Source organism: Dickeya fangzhongdai, from assembly GCF_002812485.1.
In the GTDB taxonomy this organism is placed as follows: domain Bacteria; phylum Pseudomonadota; class Gammaproteobacteria; order Enterobacterales; family Enterobacteriaceae; genus Dickeya; species Dickeya fangzhongdai.
The window spans coordinates 805,440-824,746 of the sequence record NZ_CP025003.1 but is presented as its reverse complement, the minus strand read 5'-3'; the positions used below and the strand labels follow the sequence as shown (position 1 = coordinate 824,746).

Sequence of the window (19,307 nt, the reverse complement as noted above, 5' to 3'; positions counted from 1 at the left end):
AATTACAATTTTGTCAGGTTGGCGATGTCTTCCTTGCGCGTCGGCAGCACCAGCGTAAAACAACTTCCCTTCCCTTCCTCGCTCGCCACCTGGATTTTGCCGCCGTGCATCTCGGCGATGGTTTTCACCAGCGCCAGCCCTAAGCCGGTGTTTTCCGCGTTGCTGCGGGCGTCATCCACCCGATAGAAACGGTCGAAGATATGCGGCAAATGATCCGCGCTGATGCCTTCGCCGTTATCAATAACGCTCAGACAGGCCTTGCCGTTGTAGTTCACCGCGCTCAACAAAATCCTCCCGCCGGGCGGCGTATGGCGCAGCGCATTGGACAGCAGATTCGCCAGCGCGCGCTGCAAATGAATGGGATCGGCATAGAAAACGACGTCGCCTTCGCTCGACAAGTCGATATTCTTTTCTTCCGCGAGAATATCGTAGAAATTGATCAACCGGGCGAATTCGGTTGCGCTGTTCAGCTGTTCCACGTTGAGCGGCTCGCGGCTGTTATCCGCACGGGCCAGAAACAACATGGATGAAATCATGCGCGACAGCCGCTCCCCTTCCTCCACAATCGCCGCCAGCGTTTCGCGGTACTCATCCTGACTGCGCGCCTTGCTTTGCGTCACGCTCGCCGCCGAAATCAAATTGTTGATTGGGCCGCGCAACTCATGGGCGATATCCGATGAAAAGCGACTCAACTGCTTAAACGATGCCTCCAGGCGGGTCATCATGCCGTCGAACGAGGCGGCCAGCGTATTCAACTCCGACGGCCAGCGCTGTGTGGACAGGCGGGTGTGCAAATCTTCCGCGTGGATATGTTCGATTTCCCGGCTCATCGTCCGCAGCGGCAGCAGCCCTTTGCGGGCCAGCCAGTAGCCAATGGCGGAAAAAATGACGATGGACAGCGCCACGGCAATCTGCATGCGCTTCCAATAATCTTCAATGATTTCATTGTTCTTTGAGACGTTCAGCGCCGCCTGCACCAGCCACGGCTGGTTATCCTTGAGGACGAAATCGGTCGAGGCGATCAGGTATTTTTCGCTGGCTTCGTGCGCGCGATAGCGCCACGCGCTGTAGCGAAATTCGCTGGATGGCGCGGGGAAATCCTGCTGCGGGACGCGCATATTTTTCGACTGCGCCCAGACTTTGCCGTCCGGGCTGATGATCCTGAGCGAAAGGCGTTCCTGACGGGCGACGAACTCGAACAGCTCCTGCTGCCAAAGGTCTTTCGGTCCCTGACGTTCGCTGATGGTAGCGGCGATTTCCTGCTGAAAGCGCAGCGTACTGCGCAGTTCATCTTCATCCTTCTGGCTAAGCTGGTTGCGCATCGTGGAGTACAGCAGCCCCGAAACGCTGTACAGCACCAGACTCATGGCGAGGGAAAAATAAAGCGTCAGCCTCAGGGTGATCGGAAAATTACGCGGTATCAGCATCGTTTCTCACTTCCAGTACATATCCGGCGCCGCGGATGGTGTGCAGCAGTTTGATCTCATAGCCATCGTCGATTTTGCTGCGCAGCCGGCGAATCGCCACGTCAATGACGTTCGTTTCTGGGTCAAAATTCATGTCCCAGACCTGCTCCGCCAGCACGGTGCGCGACAGCACTTCGCCGCTGCGGCGCATCAGCAGGCTCAACAGCAAAAACTCTTTTTGCGTCAGCTCGATGCGTTTTCCACCGCGCGACACGCGATGTTTAAGAAAATCCAGCTGCAAGTTGCTGATTTGCAGAACGGACTCCTCCACCGCCGGCGCATGTACCGCCTGCCGCCGCATAATGACGCGCACCCGCGCCAACAGCTCGCTAAAGGAAAAGGGTTTGATCAGATAATCTTCCGCCCCCAATTCCAGACCACGCACCCGGTCTTCCACCTCGTCGCGCGCCGTCAGGAACATGACGGGGGTCAATTTCCCGGCCTGACGCGCCAGCTCCAGGATCTTCCAGCCGTTCATACCGGGCAGCATGACGTCGAGGATCGCCAGATCATAATCGTTGGTCAGCAGATAGTGCAGGCCATCCACGCCATCGTGGGCGACATCGACCACAAAATCATTCTCCTTGAGCCCTTTGGAGATGTAATCCGCCGCCATGGTTTGGTCTTCTACCAGCAATAGTCTCATTGTTCCTCCACCGGATGCGCCATCGTCGCCATTTCAACGTTTGGCCGATCAAACAGCAGATACAGAACGGGGGTAATAAACAGCGTAATCAGCTGCGAGAACAGCAACCCGCCTACCACCGCCACGCCCATCGGCTGACGCAGCTCGGCCCCGGCGCCCCAGCCAAAGGCGATGGGCAGCGCCCCCATCATGGCGCACAGCGTCGTCATCATGATCGGCCGAAAGCGCTGCATGCACGCCTGTATAATGGCGTCATGGGGCGACAGACCCCGCGTCCGCTGTGCGACAAGAGCGAAATCGATCATCATGATGGCGTTCTTTTTCACGATGCCAATCAGCAACAGAATGCCGATCATGGCGATAAACGTCAGATCCAGATTCATCAGCCGCAACGCCAGCAGCGCGCCCACCGCGGCGGACGGCAGCCCCAGCAGGATAGTCAGCGGATGGATCCAGCTTTCATACAATACGCCCAGAATGACGTAAATCACCGCCAGCGCCATCACAATCAGCCAGACCTGACTGGTCTGGGACTGCTGGTAGAGCGCCGCCTGTCCCGCGTAGCTGCCGATAACCGAATTAGGCATCTGGATAGCCTGCTGTACCTGCGCGATCGCGTTGGTGGCGTCGGAAAGCGATTTCCCGGGCGCCAGATCGAACGAAACGGTGATCGCCGGCAACTGCCCCTGATGGTTTACCGCCGTCACCCCCTGTGAACGCGTGATGTGGGTAAAGGTCGTCACCGGCAGCAAGGTGTTCGCCGACGAGCGGACATAGATTTTCGACAGGTCGCTTTCATTCTGCCTAAAGGCGCTGTTAACCTCCATGATGACCTGATAGCTGTCTTCCGGCGCGTAAATGGTCGATGCCTGCTGCGTCCCGAAGGCGGCGTACAGGTTGCTGCGGATCTGATCGATATCCACGCCCATCAGCGACGCTTTGTTGCGGTCAATCTGCAACTGCGCCTGCAAACCGTTCAGCTGCGCGTCGCTGTTCACGCCCACGAAAACGCCGGTTTTTTTCATTCCGTCCATCAGCCTGTTCGCCCAGTCATTTAACGATAGTCCATCGCCGCTGTTCACCGACTGTAGCGTGTACTGGTAGTTGCTTTTTGACGAACGCCCGCCGACTTTCAGGTTCTGCACCGGGCTGTAAAACACGGTAATCCCCGGCAGATAGCGCGTTTCGGCGCGCATTTTCTGCAACACCTGCGCCATCGGCGGCCGCTGCGCGCTGTCTTTTAGCGTCAGCATCAGTTGCGTGGTGTCATGGTCGACTTTGGTCACCATATCGCTGACGGCCGGGTCCTGTAGCAGGGTATTGCCCAACTGCTGCGCCACCTTCAACCGCCCTTCGTAGGACATATCCTGCGGCGTATCAATATTCGCCGTCACCTGGCCGAGATCTTCCTGCGGAAAAAAACCTTTGGGCGCACTCCAGTACAGTAAAACGCTGAGTAATACCGTCGCCAGCGCGGTGAGCACCATCACCCAGCGATGCCCGATGGCCCAGTCGAGCGCGTTACCATACCCGCGGCGCAGGGATTCAAACCCGCGTTCAAATAGCTGGCTCCAGGCCGGCTCCGGCGCCGGATGTTCCTGATGCTTGATCAGCATCGGCACCAGCAGCGGAATCACCGTCAGCGACGCCGCCGCCGATACCAGTATCGCCAGCGACACCACCCAGGCGAATTCATGGAACAGTAGCCCCAACGTGCCGGGCATAAAGAAAATGGGGATAAACACCGCCACCAGCGACAGCGAAATCGACACCACGGTAAACGCCACCTCTCTGACCCCGAGCAGCGCCGCCCGCCAGGGCGACTCGCCCTCCTCCATGTAGCGCATGATGTTCTCCAGCACCACAATGGCGTCGTCAACCACCAGCCCCACGGCAATCGTCAGCCCCATCAGCGAGATATTGTCGAGGCTCATCCCGAGCAGGTACATCAGCGCAAAAGCGCCCAGCAGGGACACCGGCACGCTGAGCGCCGGGATCAGCGTGGCGCGGAAATGGCGCAAGAAAAGCAGAATCACCAGCACCACCAGCGCGATGGTCAGCATCAGGGTGAGATTCACATCATGAATCGCCTGACGAATCGAGATTGAACGATCGTTCAGCAGCTTCATTTGTACCGACGGCGGCATCTGCGCCTGCAATTTGGGCAGCAGTTGGTTGATGGCGTCGAGCGTCGCCACGATATTCGCCCCCGGCTGGCGGTTGATGCTCAATACAATCGCGGTATGCCCGTTGACCGCGCTATAGCTTAGGGCATTTTCGATGCTGTCCTGCACGCTGGCGACATCCGACAGCCGTACCGGCTGCCCGTTACGCGTAGCGATAATCACGTTGGCGAAATCCGCCGCCTTCATCAGATCGCCGCGGGTTTGCAGCATCATCATCTGACGCTTGCCGTCCAGCTCGCCGATGGGCGAATTCGCATTGGCGGCCTTCAGCGCCGTCTGCACTTCAGACAACGTCATATCGGTCGCCGCCAGCCTGTCGGGGTCGATTTCCACCCGCACCGCATAGCGTTTCTGGCCGATCACATTCACCTCCGCCACACCTTTAATGGTCGATAGCGCGGGGGAAATCAGGTTATCGGTGAAACGGTTGAGATCGGAAAGCGTCATGGATGGCGAGTCGATGCCAATCGCCGCGATGGGCGCGTCCGCCGGGTTCACCTTGCGAAACGAGGGCGGCGTCGTCATCTGCGACGGCAGCTTTTTCATCGTCTGGTAGAGCGCCGACTGCACGTCAACGGCGGCCGCGTCGATGTTCACGGACGGGTCGAACTCCAGCACGATGGTGGTCGCCCCCTGCAAACTGGTCGAGGTCAGCATCGACAAACCGGGGATCGTGGACAGGTTCTTCTCCAGCGGCGTGGCGACCGACGACGCCATCGTTTCCGGGCTGGCTCCGGAAAGCGATGCGCTCACCCTGATGGTGGGCATATCAAACGACGGCAATGCCGCCACGGGCAGTTTCGTCCAGCAGATGACCCCGGTGACGATCACCGACAGCCATAGCAGCATCACGGCAATGGGGCGGGACAGGCACAGTTCGGCGAGTTTCATCAGTTCTGCCCTGCCGCATCTTTTTTCGCCACGGCGACTTTCATACCGGGACGCAAATTGTTGGCGCCCTCAATCACCACATCGGTACCCTGCGATATGCCGTCCACCACGGCCATCTGCTGCTGGATGCGCAACAGGTTCACCGGCTGCATCACCGCCTGACGTTGTTTATCGACGAGATAGACGAAATGCCCGTCCGGGCCGTTCTGAATCGCCTGCGGCGGCAGCACGACCACGTTTTCCGCACCCGCGTCAATGTTGACCGCCTGATACGCGCCCGGCCACAGCAGATTACCGGCGTTGCTAAACCGCGCCTTCAGCGCGATGGTGCCGGACTCGGTGCTGACGGTGTTATTAATAAAATCCAATATGCCTTCCACCGCCTGCCCTTTGGCGTTATTCACCCATACCCGTACCGGCCCTTGCGCCTGCGCGGCCAGCACCGGGTTGAGATCTTTTTCCGGCAGCGTAAAAGAGACGCCAATCGGGTCGAACTGGCTGACGGTGACAAGGGGAAGCGAACTGCCGGGTTGCACCAGGCTGCCCGGATGAACGTTCAGCGCGCCGGTTTTGCCGTTAACCGGCGCGTAAATGCGCGTGTAGCCAAGCTGCGCCTGCGCGCTGCGAATATCGTCCCGCGCCGCGTTGAACTGCGCGTCATACTGTTGTCGCGCGCTTTGCAGCGCGTCCCAGTCGGACGCCGAGATATAATTCTGCGCTTTCAGCGCCCGCCCGCGGTTTAGATCCCGCTGCGCTTTATCCAGCAGCGAGCGTGATTCCGCCTGCGACGCCACCGCCCGGTGCAAGGCCGTCTGCTGCGTGTTGTCATCCAGCGTGAACAGCAGTTGTCCCTGATGCACCACATCCCCTTCTTTGAACTCCACCGATTTTACGGTTCCGGTAATCTGCGACTGGATATCGACCTGATTTAGCGAGACGACATGCCCCTGCGTGGCGAGCGTCAGCGGCAGCGATTTGACCTGCGCCGGCACCAGGCTCACCAGCGGAGCGGGCGCGCTGCGCGGAGTGGCGGAAACGGCGCTTTGGCGGGAATACAGAAAATAGAGAATAACGGCGCCAACCATCAGGCTGGCAACGATAAACGGCCTTGAGCGTAATAATTTCATGGCAATGAACACCCGGAAAGAAATAGCTCAAGTCTACCCACCGCCAACCGACAGAAATGCGCTGCCCAGATGACAATTTTGTCATCTCAGCCGTGAGGACAGGATATGCCTACTGTTGTAGGGGCGGTCCAAATGTGGAAAATAATAGCCAGTTGCTGGAGGCGAGCATTACGCTTGCACAAGCCCATGGCGTCTCGAGAAGAGACAAGAGCATTAAAAACGCGGATGATCTGGACGCTTTTATGATGGCGTGATGCCGGGATGAAACAGTTAAAGCAAGGATAAAAATAATAATGCTACAGATAATTGGTGCATTAATTCTTCTGGTTATAGGGTTTGTTGTTCTTAAAGCGTTGTTTAGGGCATCGCTCAATATTCTGGGCGTGGTATTTGGCCTCGGCGTACTTATCGTGGCAGGCCCGCCGTTATTAGCGGGCTATATTGTGGAACGAGTAACCTTTGCGCTTCGCCTGCGCTGGCTGCTGGGTGTTCCACTCGTCATCGTTGGCATGATAATTAGCTTTATGTGGGGACTGGACGGCGAACACATTGCCTATGAAGCACATACCTTTGATTCAATGAAGTTTATTTTGACTGCGGCGCTTGCCGGCGGCTTACTGGCGGAACCCCTGCAAACCAAAGCTATCCTGAAGAATGGGCTCGCTCCCGTCGATATTGCCGGAAAACTCAAAGAATACTATTGCTGTTTTTACACGTCTTATTTTCTTATGGCCTGCTCGGCGGTTACACCGTTTATCGCATGGGAATACGCTATTTCGCCTTCACTAATGTGGTGGGCAGGGCTGCTTTACTGGATTGCAGCCTTACTGACGCAGTTCTATGCAGCAAACCAGCTTCAGGAACTGAAGAAGCTAACGATGGCCGTTAAAGAAGGATTGAAGGAACAAAAAGCGATCAATAGCCGGAGCTGGCTGGCGGAGCTAAAGAAAGCAAGCAACCTCTCCGCAGAATTAACCGAAAGCGTTTTTCTAAAGCTAGTCTCGCAACATATTCTGCAGGGCAAGACACGAGAGCAAGAATTGGCGGGTGATAACTGGTTGTTGAATGATGCCTGGTATGAAGGAAAAATGGCGGAATTCAACGGGCAGTTGAACAGCAAGCTAACGCATTCGCCGGATGAAGTAAAAACGCTCTTCAGCAATCGACTGAATTTACCTGCCGCCGCAAATGATGACCTTCTGAATCGTTATCTTGACGGTGGGAGTTATTATTCGTTTTCAGACGGGCGCAAATTTGTATCATTCCGCTTTATTGATGAGCTTTGTACCTGCGCGTCATGCGGTTTGAGTGAGATTAAAAGCGTGAACGGTTCCGGTAGCGGAAATCATGAATGGTATTGCTCTGATATATGCCGTGAAACCGAAAAACTTTGCCAGGAAATCCATGAAAGACCGCAGGCTGAATTTATTTCCAGCGCGGCGACGAATGGCCTGATTCTCATGACGCTGCCAGAAGCCTGGAATACCAACGAAAAAATGTTCGCCGTGGGCGGACAAGGACATGGTTTTGCTGCTGAACGGGGCAACCATCTTGTCGATAGAGTACAACTGAAAGACGCTCAAATCCTCGGTGACGACAATGCAAAAAATGGCGCAGACAGGCTGGTTAACGGTACTGAGATCCAAACCAAATATTGCTCAACCGCCGCGCGCAGCGTAGGTGCCGGTTTTGATGGGCAAAATGGACATTATCGTTACTACGACAGTAACGGCGCGCCGATGCAGCTCGAGGTGCCAAAAGACCAGTACGCAAAAGCGCTTGAGACCATGGAGAACAAAATTCGCGATGGCAAAGTGCCTGGCGTTAACGATCCAGCCGAAGCGACAAAACTGATACGTCGGGGGCACCTCACCTACGCGCAGGCGCAAAATATCACTAAATTTGGTACGTTCGAATCCATTACCTACGATCTTGCGGAAGGATCCATTGTCAGTCTTGCCGCAGGCGGGATTAGTTTCGGTCTGACGGCTTCCATTTTCTATCTCAATACCGGCGATCGTAAGGCTGCGTTACAAACTGCCGCGATACAAGCCGGGAAAACCTTTACCCGCACGCTGACGGTTTATGTAACGGTCCAGCAATTACACCGTATTAGTGCCGTTCAGGGGCTGCTTAAAAATATCGATTTCGCTGCTGCCAGCCCGACGGTACGTAATGCGCTTCAGCGGGGAGTCGGAGCCAATAATCTAAATTCTCTAAATAAAATGATGCGTGGCACGCTGGTGACCTCTTTCGCGCTGGTAGCCGTTACCACTGGCCCGGATATGATCAAGATGGTACGTGGTCGTATTTCAGGAGCCCAGTTCATAAAAAATCTGGCTGTAACCTCTTCCGGCGTCGCTGGGGGTGCCATTGGCTCTATTGCTGGCGGTGTGATGCTTAGCCCATTAGGGCCGTTTGGCGCTTTAGCTGGACGTGCAGCAGGTGGTTTACTGGGCGGCATGATTGCAGCGGCTATTTCCAGAAAAATTGCCGGCGCGCTGATTGAAGATGATCGGGTTAAGGTGCTGGAGCTAATTCAGGAGCAGGTGGCATGGCTTGCGGCAAGTTTTCTGCTTACAGAGCATGAGCTGGAAAACCTTAACGCGAATCTGGCAAGCGTGCTCAACCAAAAAACGCTGGAGATCATCTTCGCCGCTAAGGAACAGGGCCGCGCAACAGCAAATATGTTGCTCAAGCCGCTGGTGGTGAGTGTGGTTAAGCAACGACCAGTTCTGACATACGGGCAAGAACAAATCAGCGAGATGGTTGATCAAATGGAGACGGCTGTTCCAGTTTCTGCCGCTGCATAACGAAAGTACTACAGAAACAATTTTTTGACGCATCCAATCGGACTGGGCTGAGCGTGTTGCAGCCCAGCCACAAACTTGAATAAGGGCGCAGGCGCGCTTCTTTGATAACTCGCTTTATTACCTATAAATCAATGCTACAGGCTACGTCTCGTTAACTGTAACAGTCTGCCAGGAATGGCAGACTACTCCAAACCACCACGGCTCCAGGGCATTTTATTGCAAGGAAAAAATGACCGTATACACACGTGATAGATTCAAGGAGTACCGAATTGAACCAAGGGAAGAGAGCAAACCTGACGAGCAGTTAACTTCATTGAGGGTAAGTTTATATCCCCATTCCCCTACATCAACGTTGAGTATGAGTGACGAAAAAATTCTATAATTGATTATTTAACAAGGAAAAATTGAATTTAGTGCAGTTCAGGAGCGTTGATTTTGGAGCGGGCGAAGGGAATCGAACCCTCGTATAGAGCTTGGGAAGCTCTCGTTCTACCATTGAACTACGCCCGCGTCGAAAGTGACTGGCATTATAGCGTCATCTGTCTGGCGGGCAAGACAAAACACCAGCTGACTGCGCGCGTTTTAAGCAGTCGATTCAGTTGGCCGGCGTCAGCAGCGTTTGGTATCCGTTAACGATCACCTGTGCGGCGAACACGGCGAACAGCACGGCGGATAACGCGCTGCAATAAAACGACAGTCGGCCTTTCAACGCGCCGCGCCCGTACTGGATCAACAGCGCCATGAACAGCGTCCAGAGCACGCCGCCGATAAAGAAGCCCCCCAGAAACAGCGCTACCTGTCTGGCGGAGCCGTCGGTGGCCTGTGCAATCAACGTCCCGCCGACCGCCGCAAACCACAGCAGCGCGCTGGGCGACGCCAGCGCCATTCCCATTCCGCTGATAAAATCGCGGTGAGCCGACGCCGGCGCGCGCGGCGAAAACACGGTAACGGTATCGATCGGCAAACCGCGCTGCTGGCGGTAGTCGCGCCAGGCGCTGCGCGCCATGCTGAACGACAGCCACAGCAGTACACCGCCGCCGCCTATCCACAACAGCCAGCGTACCGGCGTATAGTTGAAAATCACCGCCATCCCCAGCACCGACAGCGTGGCGTAAATCAGGTCGCCGAAGCAGGACCCCAGGCCGATAAAAAACGCCGCGCCTGCGCCATCCCGGACGCCGCGATTAATAATGGCGGTATTGACGATCCCCAAATCCAGGCACAGCGACAACGACAACAGCAAGCCGCTCAGCATCACCAGTAACATAGCGTCCCTCAGTTATTCTTTTTTCCGGTAACGTTTTTCCGGTCGCTCTGGTGCGTTTCCGGTAATTAATGTCTGTTTCCGGTAACTTAATGATTAATGTGCGACGAGCTTACGGCGATATTCACCGTCTGTATTGTCAAAATTTGATATCGCGAAACTGCCCCGGCGTCATGGCGCTATAACGGCCGAACGCCTTGGTGAAATGCGCCTGATCGGCGAACCCCAGCGCCAGCGCCACCTGACTGATAGGCATCCCCTGACGCAGCCAGATTCGCGCACGGCGCATACGCACCTGCATCAGCCACGCCAGCGGCGAGATACCTTCCGAATGGGTGAAACCGCGCACCAGATGGGCGGCGGAAATGCCCTCCTGCCGCGCCAGTTCGGACAGCGTTGGAATCTCGGCCAGATCGCTCGCCAGCCGCGCCTTGATCCGGCGGATCCGGGCCGGCTCCCGTATGGGATGGGGAACAGAAGCGCCGCGGGCTTGCGTCATCAGTTCAGATAACCACATCACTATCTGTTCCTCACGCTGCGCGGGCGTCATCACCGCCGTCACCAGTTGGGTCAATTGGCGGGCCAGCCGGGGAGACACGCTGGCCGGACGTGAAAACAGGAACGATTGCTGGAAATAGTCTTCGAACGCCCGTGGTTGTACGTACAGCGACGCGCATTGCCAGCGGTCGTGGCTGTGTTCGCTGCCCTGCAACTGGCCGGGATTATAGGTCGTGACCATCGACGTGTCGGCAACAAAGGTGTCGCCGTCCAGCCAGACCTGCTCCAGCCCGCCCAGATTGGCGCTGATGACGAATTCGTCATGGCTGTGACGAGGGAAACGCTTGCCGTTGGTCAGCAACGCCAGTTCGAACGCGTCATTACGGTACGTGATCATCATCATCCCCGGTGAGAAACAACATACCGACGATAACACGGCGACTATCGCAGAAAGAAGCGATGCCCGCTTTTCCGCCGCCAGCATCCCCAGTAATGATCATTCTGCGCTAATTCCCTTAGGTAAAGTAAGCGAATTAATTATTTTACCCTCTGTCTATTCCCGACAAAAAAACATTTATATTAAAAATAGACACTTCAGCATGTCATTTATTTTTAATTTGACAGAATAAACAGCCGGACTAAATTATCGATACATAACACGAATAAAATCCTTTATTCCCGCCCTTGTATCAATTGGCTTCATGACATCCCCACCAGGCCGAGAACCCAGGCAAAGCTACCAATACATTGATATATAACTTTTATACCCGTCATACTTTGAGTTGCAGGTGCGTTGGCTTTCCTACAACTCGAATTATTTAGGGTATATATCAACATTCGCTGAGAGGTTGTCATGGCCAATACCGGATTATCGAATATTGAGCATATTGTTGTATTAATGCTGGAAAACCGTTCTTTTGATCATATGTTGGGATTTCTTTACGCCGACCGGAATAACCTTTCTCCGCTCGGGCATCCCTTCGCCGGTTTAACCGGAAATGAAACCAATCCAGACAGTAACGGCAATCCGGTTCAGGTATTTAAAATTACGCCGGATACGCCCAATGCGTATTTCATGCCGGGATCCGACCCCGGAGAGGGGTATTACGCGACGAATTCGCAACTGTTTGGCGATATTCATGCGCCAGGCGCCCCACCCGCCGACAGCAATCAGGGATTCGTCACCGATTACGCCTACACTCTGGGCTGGCAGTCGCAGGAAAGCGGCTGGAAAATCCTGCCTGGCACCCAGGCCGACAATATCATGGGTTGCTTTACGCCACAGGCGCTTCCGGTATTATCCGCGCTGGCGACGGGCTATGCCGTCTGCGATCGCTGGTATGGCTCCGCGCCCACCGAGACGCTGCCCAACCGGGCGTTCGTTTCGGCCGCCACCTCTCAAGGGCACATGAATGACAAGACCAAGAGCTATACCTGCCCTTCCATTTTTGGCCTGCTCAGTCAGTCAGCCATCACATGGTCCATCTACGGTTATGACCAGCCGCCGCTGACCCGCCACAATTTTCCCGATACCCAACAGGCTGATGACAGTCACTTCGGCTTGTTCAGCAATTTTCAGCAGGCGGCCCGCAACGGCACGCTGGCGTCGTATGTTTTTCTGGAGCCCAGTTGGGGTGAAGATGGCAACAGCCAGCACCCGGTCGCCGACGTCGCGCAGGGGGAACAGCTGATTCACGATGTTTACTATGCCCTGCGCAATAGCCCGCTCTGGAACAAGACGTTGTTGATCATTACCTACGATGAACACGGCGGCTGCTACGACCATCTGCCTCCTCCGTGGAATGCGACGCCGCCGGACGACAGTACCGGCGAGTACGGCTTCGACTTCACCCGTTTCGGGCCGCGCGTGCCCACCGTACTGGTTTCCCCCTGGGTTGAAGCGGGTACCGTATTCCGGGTTCCGGATCAGGCTACGCCGCTGGATCACACCTCGATCCTCAAAACCGTGGAACAACGCTGGGCGCTGTCGCCCCTGACAAACCGCGATGCCGCCGCCTCCGGCGTGGGGGAAGTTCTTACGCTCACGACGCCACGCACCGACGATCCGCTGGCTGGAGTGGCCGTTCCCACCTCAACCGGAAAAAATCCGGCGCTGGGCATGCCGTCCCATCTGCAACAGGTCCATGCCGAGCTGGTCAGCGAACTGCCGGTATCGGACGCGCAAGGCGGAATGCACCATCAGATGCCCGATATGACCACCGCGGCCGAGTACGCCGACTACATCCGCCAGCGCACACAAGACTGGCTGAATTCCCGTTAACCGTTTCCCGGCCAGACCGGGATCGGACGACAGAATCAGCGGGGGCGCTACCGCTCGGCCCGCGTCCCGCTGTGTTTTGGCAAGGTTTTCACCCGCAACGCTTCAAACCTTGCTGTTTTTCTTTCTCCTGCGCATTTCTGTGAGGACCTATGTCTGACATCAACACACAACATTACCTTAGCGCCCAACTGGCGCCTCTGGGTATAACCACGCTGGACGCCATGTGGCAACTGTTTGTACACATCGGCAAGTTCTGGCGCAATCTGGACGACTCGCCCACCTATCAGCCGCTGCTGTACTCCTTCATGGCAAACCGTATTGATACCAACCCGCTGTACCAACAGTACTACGCCACCGCCCAAACGGTGATCGCACAGTTGATACAGGAGCATGGTCAGGAAGGCGCTTATACCTTCCTGTTTACCGACGCGAGCGCCAATCAGCCCCCGGCCCTGACGCCGTTGACCATTACCCGGCAGAAAGTCTCCAATGAATTCATTGCCCTACAGTTATCGCTGGGCGGCTTCAAATCCTTCGGCGGCGCGCTGAACTATCCGGGGTACTTTGGCGGCGCCAACGTTCCCGGCGCTCCAATACCCTATCGTTCATTCTGAGGGCTCCATCATGCGTGTCGATACGTTGATTATTGGTTCCGGCATCGCCGCCGCCGCCCTGTCGCAGCGTCTGCTGGATCACGATCCCCATGCCTCCATCCTGCTGCTGGAAGCCGGCGGCAGGGTGAAAATGCAGGATTACAACACCTGGACGACCTATCTGGTCAACGGCAAGCTGCCTTATGAAAAGTATTACGATCTCCCTTACCCGGAACGGGATCATCCGGGAGAAAACCTGAATGCCGGCGGTACGGAAATCCCGCTGGCCGGCGCACGGGCGCTAACCTACGGCGGCTCGACCATCCACTGGGGCGGCTGGTCCTTTCGTCTCAAACCGGAAGATTTTTTCCTGCACAGCAATACCGGCGAGTCGATCGACTGGCCGTTCGATTACCACGAACTGGAGCCCTATTACTGCGCCGCGGAGCATTACATCGGCGTCTCCGGCGACTCCCACGACCCCACCGTACCGCGCAGCGCTGGCTATCCGTTCCCGGCCTTCCCCTATACGCTGGAGGACCAACCGATGGCGACGGCGATGGAATCGCTCGGCATCGGCTATAGTCACGTCCCGATCGCCCGCCACGGCATGACGGATACCGTGTCTCGCCATGCGCCGTGCCAGACGACCGGCACCTGCAAGTACTGCCCGTTCGGCGCCCGCTACGCCGCCACCAACTTTCTCAACGATATGCAGACATGGGAAAACCACGAAAACTTCCATATCCGCACCAACGTCATCGTTGAGAAAATCCTGATGGACGGCAAACAGTCGGCAACCGGCGTGGAATGCGTTGATAAAGAGGACGGCCAGACGGAAGTTATCCACGCCAAACGTATTATCGTTGCGGCAGGCACTATCGAATCCGCCAAACTGCTGTTACGTTCAACCTCGACAAACTGGCCCGGCGGGCTTGGCAACCAGCATGACCTGGTCGGTCGGAATTTTATTACCCATCCTTATTTCATCTTCACCGCCAACCTGCCGGACAACCCGCAGGCGCTGCAGCCGGAGATGAATTTTCCCACCCTGTGCTCCCGCCATTTCGACAGCCCGGAAGAGCAGGCCAAAGGGAAGTTCATGCTGATCAATCCGCCCGGCAGCCCGCTGCTCAATCTGGCGCAGCAGATGCAAAACGGCCTGACGCGCGAAAAGATGGATGCCTATGTTTCCGGTCCGACGCAAATCCAGTTGCACGGTATGCTCGAAGTGTTTTCACGCTATGACAACCGCATCCTTAACTTTAACAAGATCAATCATCTGGGAATGGAGGAAACCCTTGTCGACTACACCAAAGATGCAACCTTCGACCAGCGGATGATGGAAATTCAGTCCCATGTTAATCAACTGTTTGGGCAAATTGGCGCTACGCTGGCCGGCAAACCCAGCATTTCCTGGCGCGCCGACCACGCGGCCTGCGTGACCCGAATGAGCCACGACGAAAAACAGGGTGTGGTCGATCCGCACCTGCGCATTCATGGCACCGACAATGTCTACGTCTGTTCGAATGCGGTGTTCCCTTCAACCGGCGCCATCAACCCGACCCTGACGCTGACGGCCCTGTCTCTGCGTCTGGCGGATCACCTCCACCATCGTGGCCTGTAAGGAGTTGAACATGAGCCTTGAAACCCAAAAGACCGAGCTGCTTGACTGGCTGAAAACCGCCATGACGCTGGAGTTCGGCACCATTCCGCCTTACATGATGGCGCTGGTCAGCCTGCACCCGGATAAAAACCGGGTGCCCGCCGATCTGATCAGAGCGGTGATGATTGAAGAGATGCTGCACATGACGCTGGTCGGTAACCTGATCAACAGTCTGGGCGGCCGGGTCGACCTCGGTCCGGACTCGCTGCCGAGCTATCCGCTGGCGATGGAGTTCAGAGGAAAGCGCTTCAAAGACCGGAAGTTTGACGTCAACCTTCAGGCGTTCAGCCCGCAGGCGATCGAAATCTTTATGATGATTGAGCTGCCTTCCGATTGGGCGGAACGGGAGTCGTTGATGCTGATGGCCGCCGACGAACTGGATATCGACGGCCTGACGATTGGCGACTTTTACCTCAACATCCTGCATCAACTGGAAGAACTGTGCGGCAAGTACGGCGAAAGCGCCGTTTTTTGCGGCGACCTCGCCTTGCAGATCAGTCAGGATTATTACTGGTCCAGCGGCGGCAAACCGATCGTGATCACCAATCTGTCCAGCGCCCGGGAAGCGATTACGACCATTATCGAACAGGGTGAAGGGTCATCCACCAGTATCTACGACGATGACCACCTTACCTTCGGGCAACCGGTGGAACTGGCGCATTTCTACCGGTTCAGGGAGATTTATTTCGCCCGCTATTACCAGCCCGGCGACGAACCGCATCAACCGCCCAGCGGCGAGCCTTTTCCGGTCGACTATCAGGCCGTGTACCCTATCAAGACCAACCCGGTGGCGAGCGATTACGCGCCGGACACGCCGCTGGCGACGCTCAACGAGCAATTTAACCGGCAATACACGCTGATGCTGTTGCAATTGCAGCAGGCCTTTAGCGGCCATCCGAGAGCGCTGTATACCGCGATCATGAACGGCATGCACGGCATGGTGCCCATCGCCATCAATATGGCCAGCCAGCCGATACCCGGCGATGCCGATCTGCGTCACGGCACGCCGACATTCAGTTGGTTTACGCCCTAGCGCGCCCGGCGCAAGTTGCAGCCATAAAAAAACCGGTGCCAGCAGGCACCGGTTTTTCATCGTGCGACCATCGCCAGACAGAATTATTTCTGCGGACGCATCGCCGGGAACAGGATCACATCGCGAATGGTGTGGCTGTTGGTGAACAGCATGACCATACGGTCGATACCGATGCCCAGACCGGCGGTCGGCGGCAGGCCGTGCTCCAGCGCGGTGACGTAGTCTTCGTCGTAGAACATGGCTTCGTCATCGCCGGCGTCTTTCGCAGCAACCTGATCCTGGAAGCGTTGCGCCTGATCTTCAGCGTCGTTCAGCTCGGAGAAACCGTTGCCGATTTCACGTCCGCCGATGAAGAATTCAAAGCGGTCGGTGATTTCCGGGTTCTGATCGTTACGGCGCGCCAGCGGAGAGACTTCCGCCGGGTATTCGGTGATGAAGGTCGGCTGAATCAGATGCGCTTCCGCTACTTCTTCGAAGATCTCGGTTACGATACGGCCCAGACCCCAGCTCTTCTCAACCTTGATGCCGATGGACTCCGCGATGGCTTTCGCCGCGTCGAAGCCGTCCAGATCCGCCAGGTTGGTTTCCGGGCGGTATTTCTTGATCGCCTCACGCATGGTCAGCTTCTCGAACGGCTTGCCGAAGTCGAACAGCTGGTCGCCGTACGGCACTTCGGTGGTACCCAGCACGTCCTGCGCCAGCGTGCGGAACAGCGACTCGGTCAGTTCGATCAGGTCTTTATAGTCCGCGTACGCCATGTAGAGTTCCATCATGGTGAACTCAGGGTTGTGACGCGGCGACACGCCTTCATTACGGAAGTTACGGTTGATCTCGAACACGCGTTCAAAACCGCCCACCACCAGACGCTTCAGATACAGTTCCGGCGCAATACGCAGGTACATGTCGATATCCAGCGCGTTGTGATGGGTGATGAACGGACGCGCGGATGCGCCGCCGGGGATCACCTGCATCATCGGGGTTTCCACTTCCATGAAGTCGCGGCCGACCATGAACTGGCGGATACCGGCCAGAATCTGCGAGCGCACACGGAAGGTGTGGCGGGACTCGTCGTTAGCGATCAGGTCCAGATAGCGCTGACGGTAACGGGTTTCCTGATCCGCCAGGCCGTGGAACTTGTCCGGCAACGGGCGCAGCGCTTTGGTCAGCAGACGCAGTTCGGTACAGTGGATCGACAACTCGCCGGTCTTGGTTTTGAACAGCTTGCCGCGCGCGCCGACGATATCGCCGAGGTCCCACTTTTTGAACTGTTCGTTGTAAACGCCTTCCGGCAGATCGTCGCGCGCCACATACAGCTGAATGCGGCCGCCCACGTCCTGCAGCGTAACGAACGACGCTTTGCCCATGATACGGCGGGTCATCATGCGGCCGGCCACGTTCACTTCCAGACCCAGCGCTTCCAGCTCTTCGTTGTCTTTTTCGTCGTAGCTGGCGTGCAGCCGATCGGCAGTGCTGTCACGGCGGAAGTCATTCGGGAAAGCCACGCCGGTTTCACGCAACGACGCCAGCTTCTCGCGGCGCGTTCTGAGTTCGTTATTGAGATCCAGCGCCTGCTCGGCACCCTGGTTTTGTGGTTCAGACATGAGATTCCTTATAACCCCGCTTTTAAACTTGCTTCGATAAACTTGTCCAGATCACCGTCCAGCACCGACTGGGTATTACGTGTTTCCACCCCGGTGCGCAGGTCTTTAATGCGGGAGTCATCCAGCACATAAGAACGAATCTGGCTGCCCCAGCCGATGTCGGACTTGTTGTCTTCCATCGCCTGTTTCTCCGCGTTCTTCTTCTGCATTTCAAACTCATACAGCTTGGCTTTCAGCTGCTTCATGGCCTGATCTTTGTTCTTGTGCTGGGATCGATCGTTCTGGCACTGGGTAACGATATTGGTGGGAATGTGGGTGATACGCACCGCGGATTCAGTACGGTTAACGTGCTGGCCGCCGGCGCCGGACGCGCGGTATACGTCGATACGCAGGTCCGCGGGATTGATCTCGATATCAATGTCGTCGTCCACTTCCGGATACACGAAAGCGGAACTGAACGAGGTGTGACGACGGCCGCCGGAATCGAACGGACTCTTACGCACCAGGCGGTGTACGCCGGTTTCGGTACGCAGCCAGCCAAACGCATAGTCGCCCATGATCTTGATGGTGGCGGATTTGATGCCGGCCACTTCGCCTTCGGACTCTTCAATGATTTCAGTCTTGAAGCCTTTGCTTTCCGCCCAGCGCAGATACATGCGCAGCAGCATGCTGGCCCAGTCCTGCGCCTCGGTGCCGCCGGAACCGGCCTGCAGGTCAAGGTAGCAGTCCGCGCTGTCGTACTCGCCGGAGAACATACGGCGGAATTCCAGCTGACCCAGCTTGTTTTCCAGCTGATCCAGCTCGGCAGCGGTTTCGTTGAAGGTGTCTTCATCGTCTTCTTCCACCGCCAGTTCCAGCAGACCGGAGACATCGTCCAGCCCCTGAACCATCTGATCAATGGTGTCGACAATCATTTCCAGGGAGGAACGCTCTTTCCCCAGCGCCTGCGCGCGTTCAGGCTCGTTCCATACGTCGGGCTGTTCCAGCTCGGCGTTTACCTCTTCCAGACGCTCTTTCTTGGCGTCATAGTCAAAGATACCCCCTCAGAACAGCTGTCCGTTCAGACAGGTCCTGAATGCGGTTTTTTACCGGATTGATTTCAAACATGGTGTTAGGATCTTAATGTTGTTTGTCGATGACAGAATGCATGTAAACGGCGAATTGTAGCGGATCCGCGCCGTGGTTTATAGCTTTTTACCGATTTTAGCGGGATACGCCGCATAGCGAAAAGAAAACGCCGGG

13 protein-coding genes and 1 tRNA gene are annotated in these 19,307 nt (G+C 56.3%); 5 read left to right on the top strand and 9 right to left on the bottom strand.

All coding sequences use genetic code 11. The features are described from left to right. Window positions 1-2 precede the first annotated feature (2 nt). The 4 genes from CVE23_RS03915 to CVE23_RS03900 are packed head-to-tail and all read right to left on the bottom strand — an operon-like array spanning window position 3 to window position 6,316. Window positions 3-1,427 (bottom strand): heavy metal sensor histidine kinase, encoded by a 1,425-nt coding sequence (locus CVE23_RS03915; RefSeq protein ID WP_100848941.1) that lies wholly within the window; start codon window positions 1,425-1,427, stop codon window positions 3-5. Next, on the bottom strand, window positions 1,411-2,112 hold the full coding sequence (locus CVE23_RS03910) for a heavy metal response regulator transcription factor (protein WP_038917860.1): 702 nt from the start codon (window positions 2,110-2,112) through the stop codon (window positions 1,411-1,413). Before CVE23_RS03910 ends, CVE23_RS03915 begins: the two co-directional genes overlap by 17 nt. Then, window positions 2,109-5,189, bottom strand: a complete 3,081-nt coding sequence (locus tag CVE23_RS03905) for an efflux RND transporter permease subunit (RefSeq protein ID WP_049854557.1) — start codon at window positions 5,187-5,189, stop codon at window positions 2,109-2,111. The genes CVE23_RS03910 and CVE23_RS03905 overlap by 4 nt, the downstream gene beginning before the upstream one ends. After that, the gene (locus tag CVE23_RS03900) at window positions 5,189-6,316 is read right to left on the bottom strand and encodes an efflux RND transporter periplasmic adaptor subunit (protein ID WP_167389538.1); all 1,128 of its coding nucleotides are present in this window, start codon (window positions 6,314-6,316) and stop codon (window positions 5,189-5,191) included. The genes CVE23_RS03905 and CVE23_RS03900 overlap by 1 nt, the downstream gene beginning before the upstream one ends. A 293-nt stretch (window positions 6,317-6,609) precedes the next feature. Here CVE23_RS03900 and CVE23_RS03890 point away from each other — a divergent pair, with 293 nt between their 5' ends. Further along, a complete protein-coding gene (locus tag CVE23_RS03890; RefSeq protein ID WP_100848939.1) occupies window positions 6,610-9,129 on the top strand; it encodes a hypothetical protein in 2,520 nt (839 codons plus the stop codon). Window positions 9,130-9,565: 436 nt separating this feature from the next. Here the strand turns inward: CVE23_RS03890 and CVE23_RS03885 are convergent. The 3 genes from CVE23_RS03885 to CVE23_RS03875 all read right to left on the bottom strand — a co-directional run bounded on the left by CVE23_RS03885 (window position 9,566) and on the right by CVE23_RS03875 (window position 11,294). Beyond that, window positions 9,566-9,639, bottom strand: a tRNA-Gly gene (locus CVE23_RS03885). 85 nt (window positions 9,640-9,724) lie between these two features. Further along, the gene (locus CVE23_RS03880) at window positions 9,725-10,396 is read right to left on the bottom strand and encodes a LysE family translocator (RefSeq protein ID WP_049854558.1); all 672 of its coding nucleotides are present in this window, start codon (window positions 10,394-10,396) and stop codon (window positions 9,725-9,727) included. Window positions 10,397-10,532: 136 nt separating this feature from the next. Beyond that, the gene (locus tag CVE23_RS03875) at window positions 10,533-11,294 is read right to left on the bottom strand and encodes a helix-turn-helix transcriptional regulator (RefSeq protein ID WP_225623142.1); all 762 of its coding nucleotides are present in this window, start codon (window positions 11,292-11,294) and stop codon (window positions 10,533-10,535) included. A gap of 450 nt (window positions 11,295-11,744) precedes the next feature. Here CVE23_RS03875 and CVE23_RS03870 point away from each other — a divergent pair, with 450 nt between their 5' ends. The 4 genes from CVE23_RS03870 to CVE23_RS03855 all read left to right on the top strand — a co-directional run bounded on the left by CVE23_RS03870 (window position 11,745) and on the right by CVE23_RS03855 (window position 16,464). Then, window positions 11,745-13,172, top strand: a complete 1,428-nt coding sequence (locus tag CVE23_RS03870) for an alkaline phosphatase family protein (RefSeq protein WP_038917854.1) — start codon at window positions 11,745-11,747, stop codon at window positions 13,170-13,172. A gap of 149 nt (window positions 13,173-13,321) precedes the next feature. Further along, window positions 13,322-13,786, top strand: coding sequence for a hypothetical protein (locus tag CVE23_RS03865; RefSeq protein WP_038917853.1), 465 nt, complete (start codon window positions 13,322-13,324; stop codon window positions 13,784-13,786). Between the two features lie 10 nt (window positions 13,787-13,796). After that, window positions 13,797-15,392 (top strand): GMC oxidoreductase, encoded by a 1,596-nt coding sequence (locus tag CVE23_RS03860; RefSeq protein WP_038917852.1) that lies wholly within the window; start codon window positions 13,797-13,799, stop codon window positions 15,390-15,392. A 10-nt stretch (window positions 15,393-15,402) separates the two neighbouring features. Next, window positions 15,403-16,464, top strand: a complete 1,062-nt coding sequence (locus tag CVE23_RS03855; RefSeq protein ID WP_202438329.1) for a ferritin-like domain-containing protein — start codon at window positions 15,403-15,405, stop codon at window positions 16,462-16,464. A gap of 83 nt (window positions 16,465-16,547) precedes the next feature. On the opposite strand, the gene lysS is transcribed toward CVE23_RS03855, so the two are convergent. Together lysS and prfB are read right to left on the bottom strand one after the other, a co-directional pair. Beyond that, on the bottom strand, window positions 16,548-18,065 hold the full coding sequence (gene lysS / locus CVE23_RS03850) for a lysine--tRNA ligase (RefSeq protein WP_038917850.1): 1,518 nt from the start codon (window positions 18,063-18,065) through the stop codon (window positions 16,548-16,550). 8 nt (window positions 18,066-18,073) lie between these two features. Then, window positions 18,074-19,172 (bottom strand): peptide chain release factor 2 gene (gene prfB, locus CVE23_RS03845; protein ID WP_100848936.1). Its coding sequence is split into 2 segments (ribosomal slippage): window positions 18,074-19,096 and window positions 19,098-19,172, totalling 1,098 coding nucleotides; the frame shifts between segments, so codons are not numbered across the junction. Window positions 19,173-19,307: the final 135 nt, after the last annotated feature.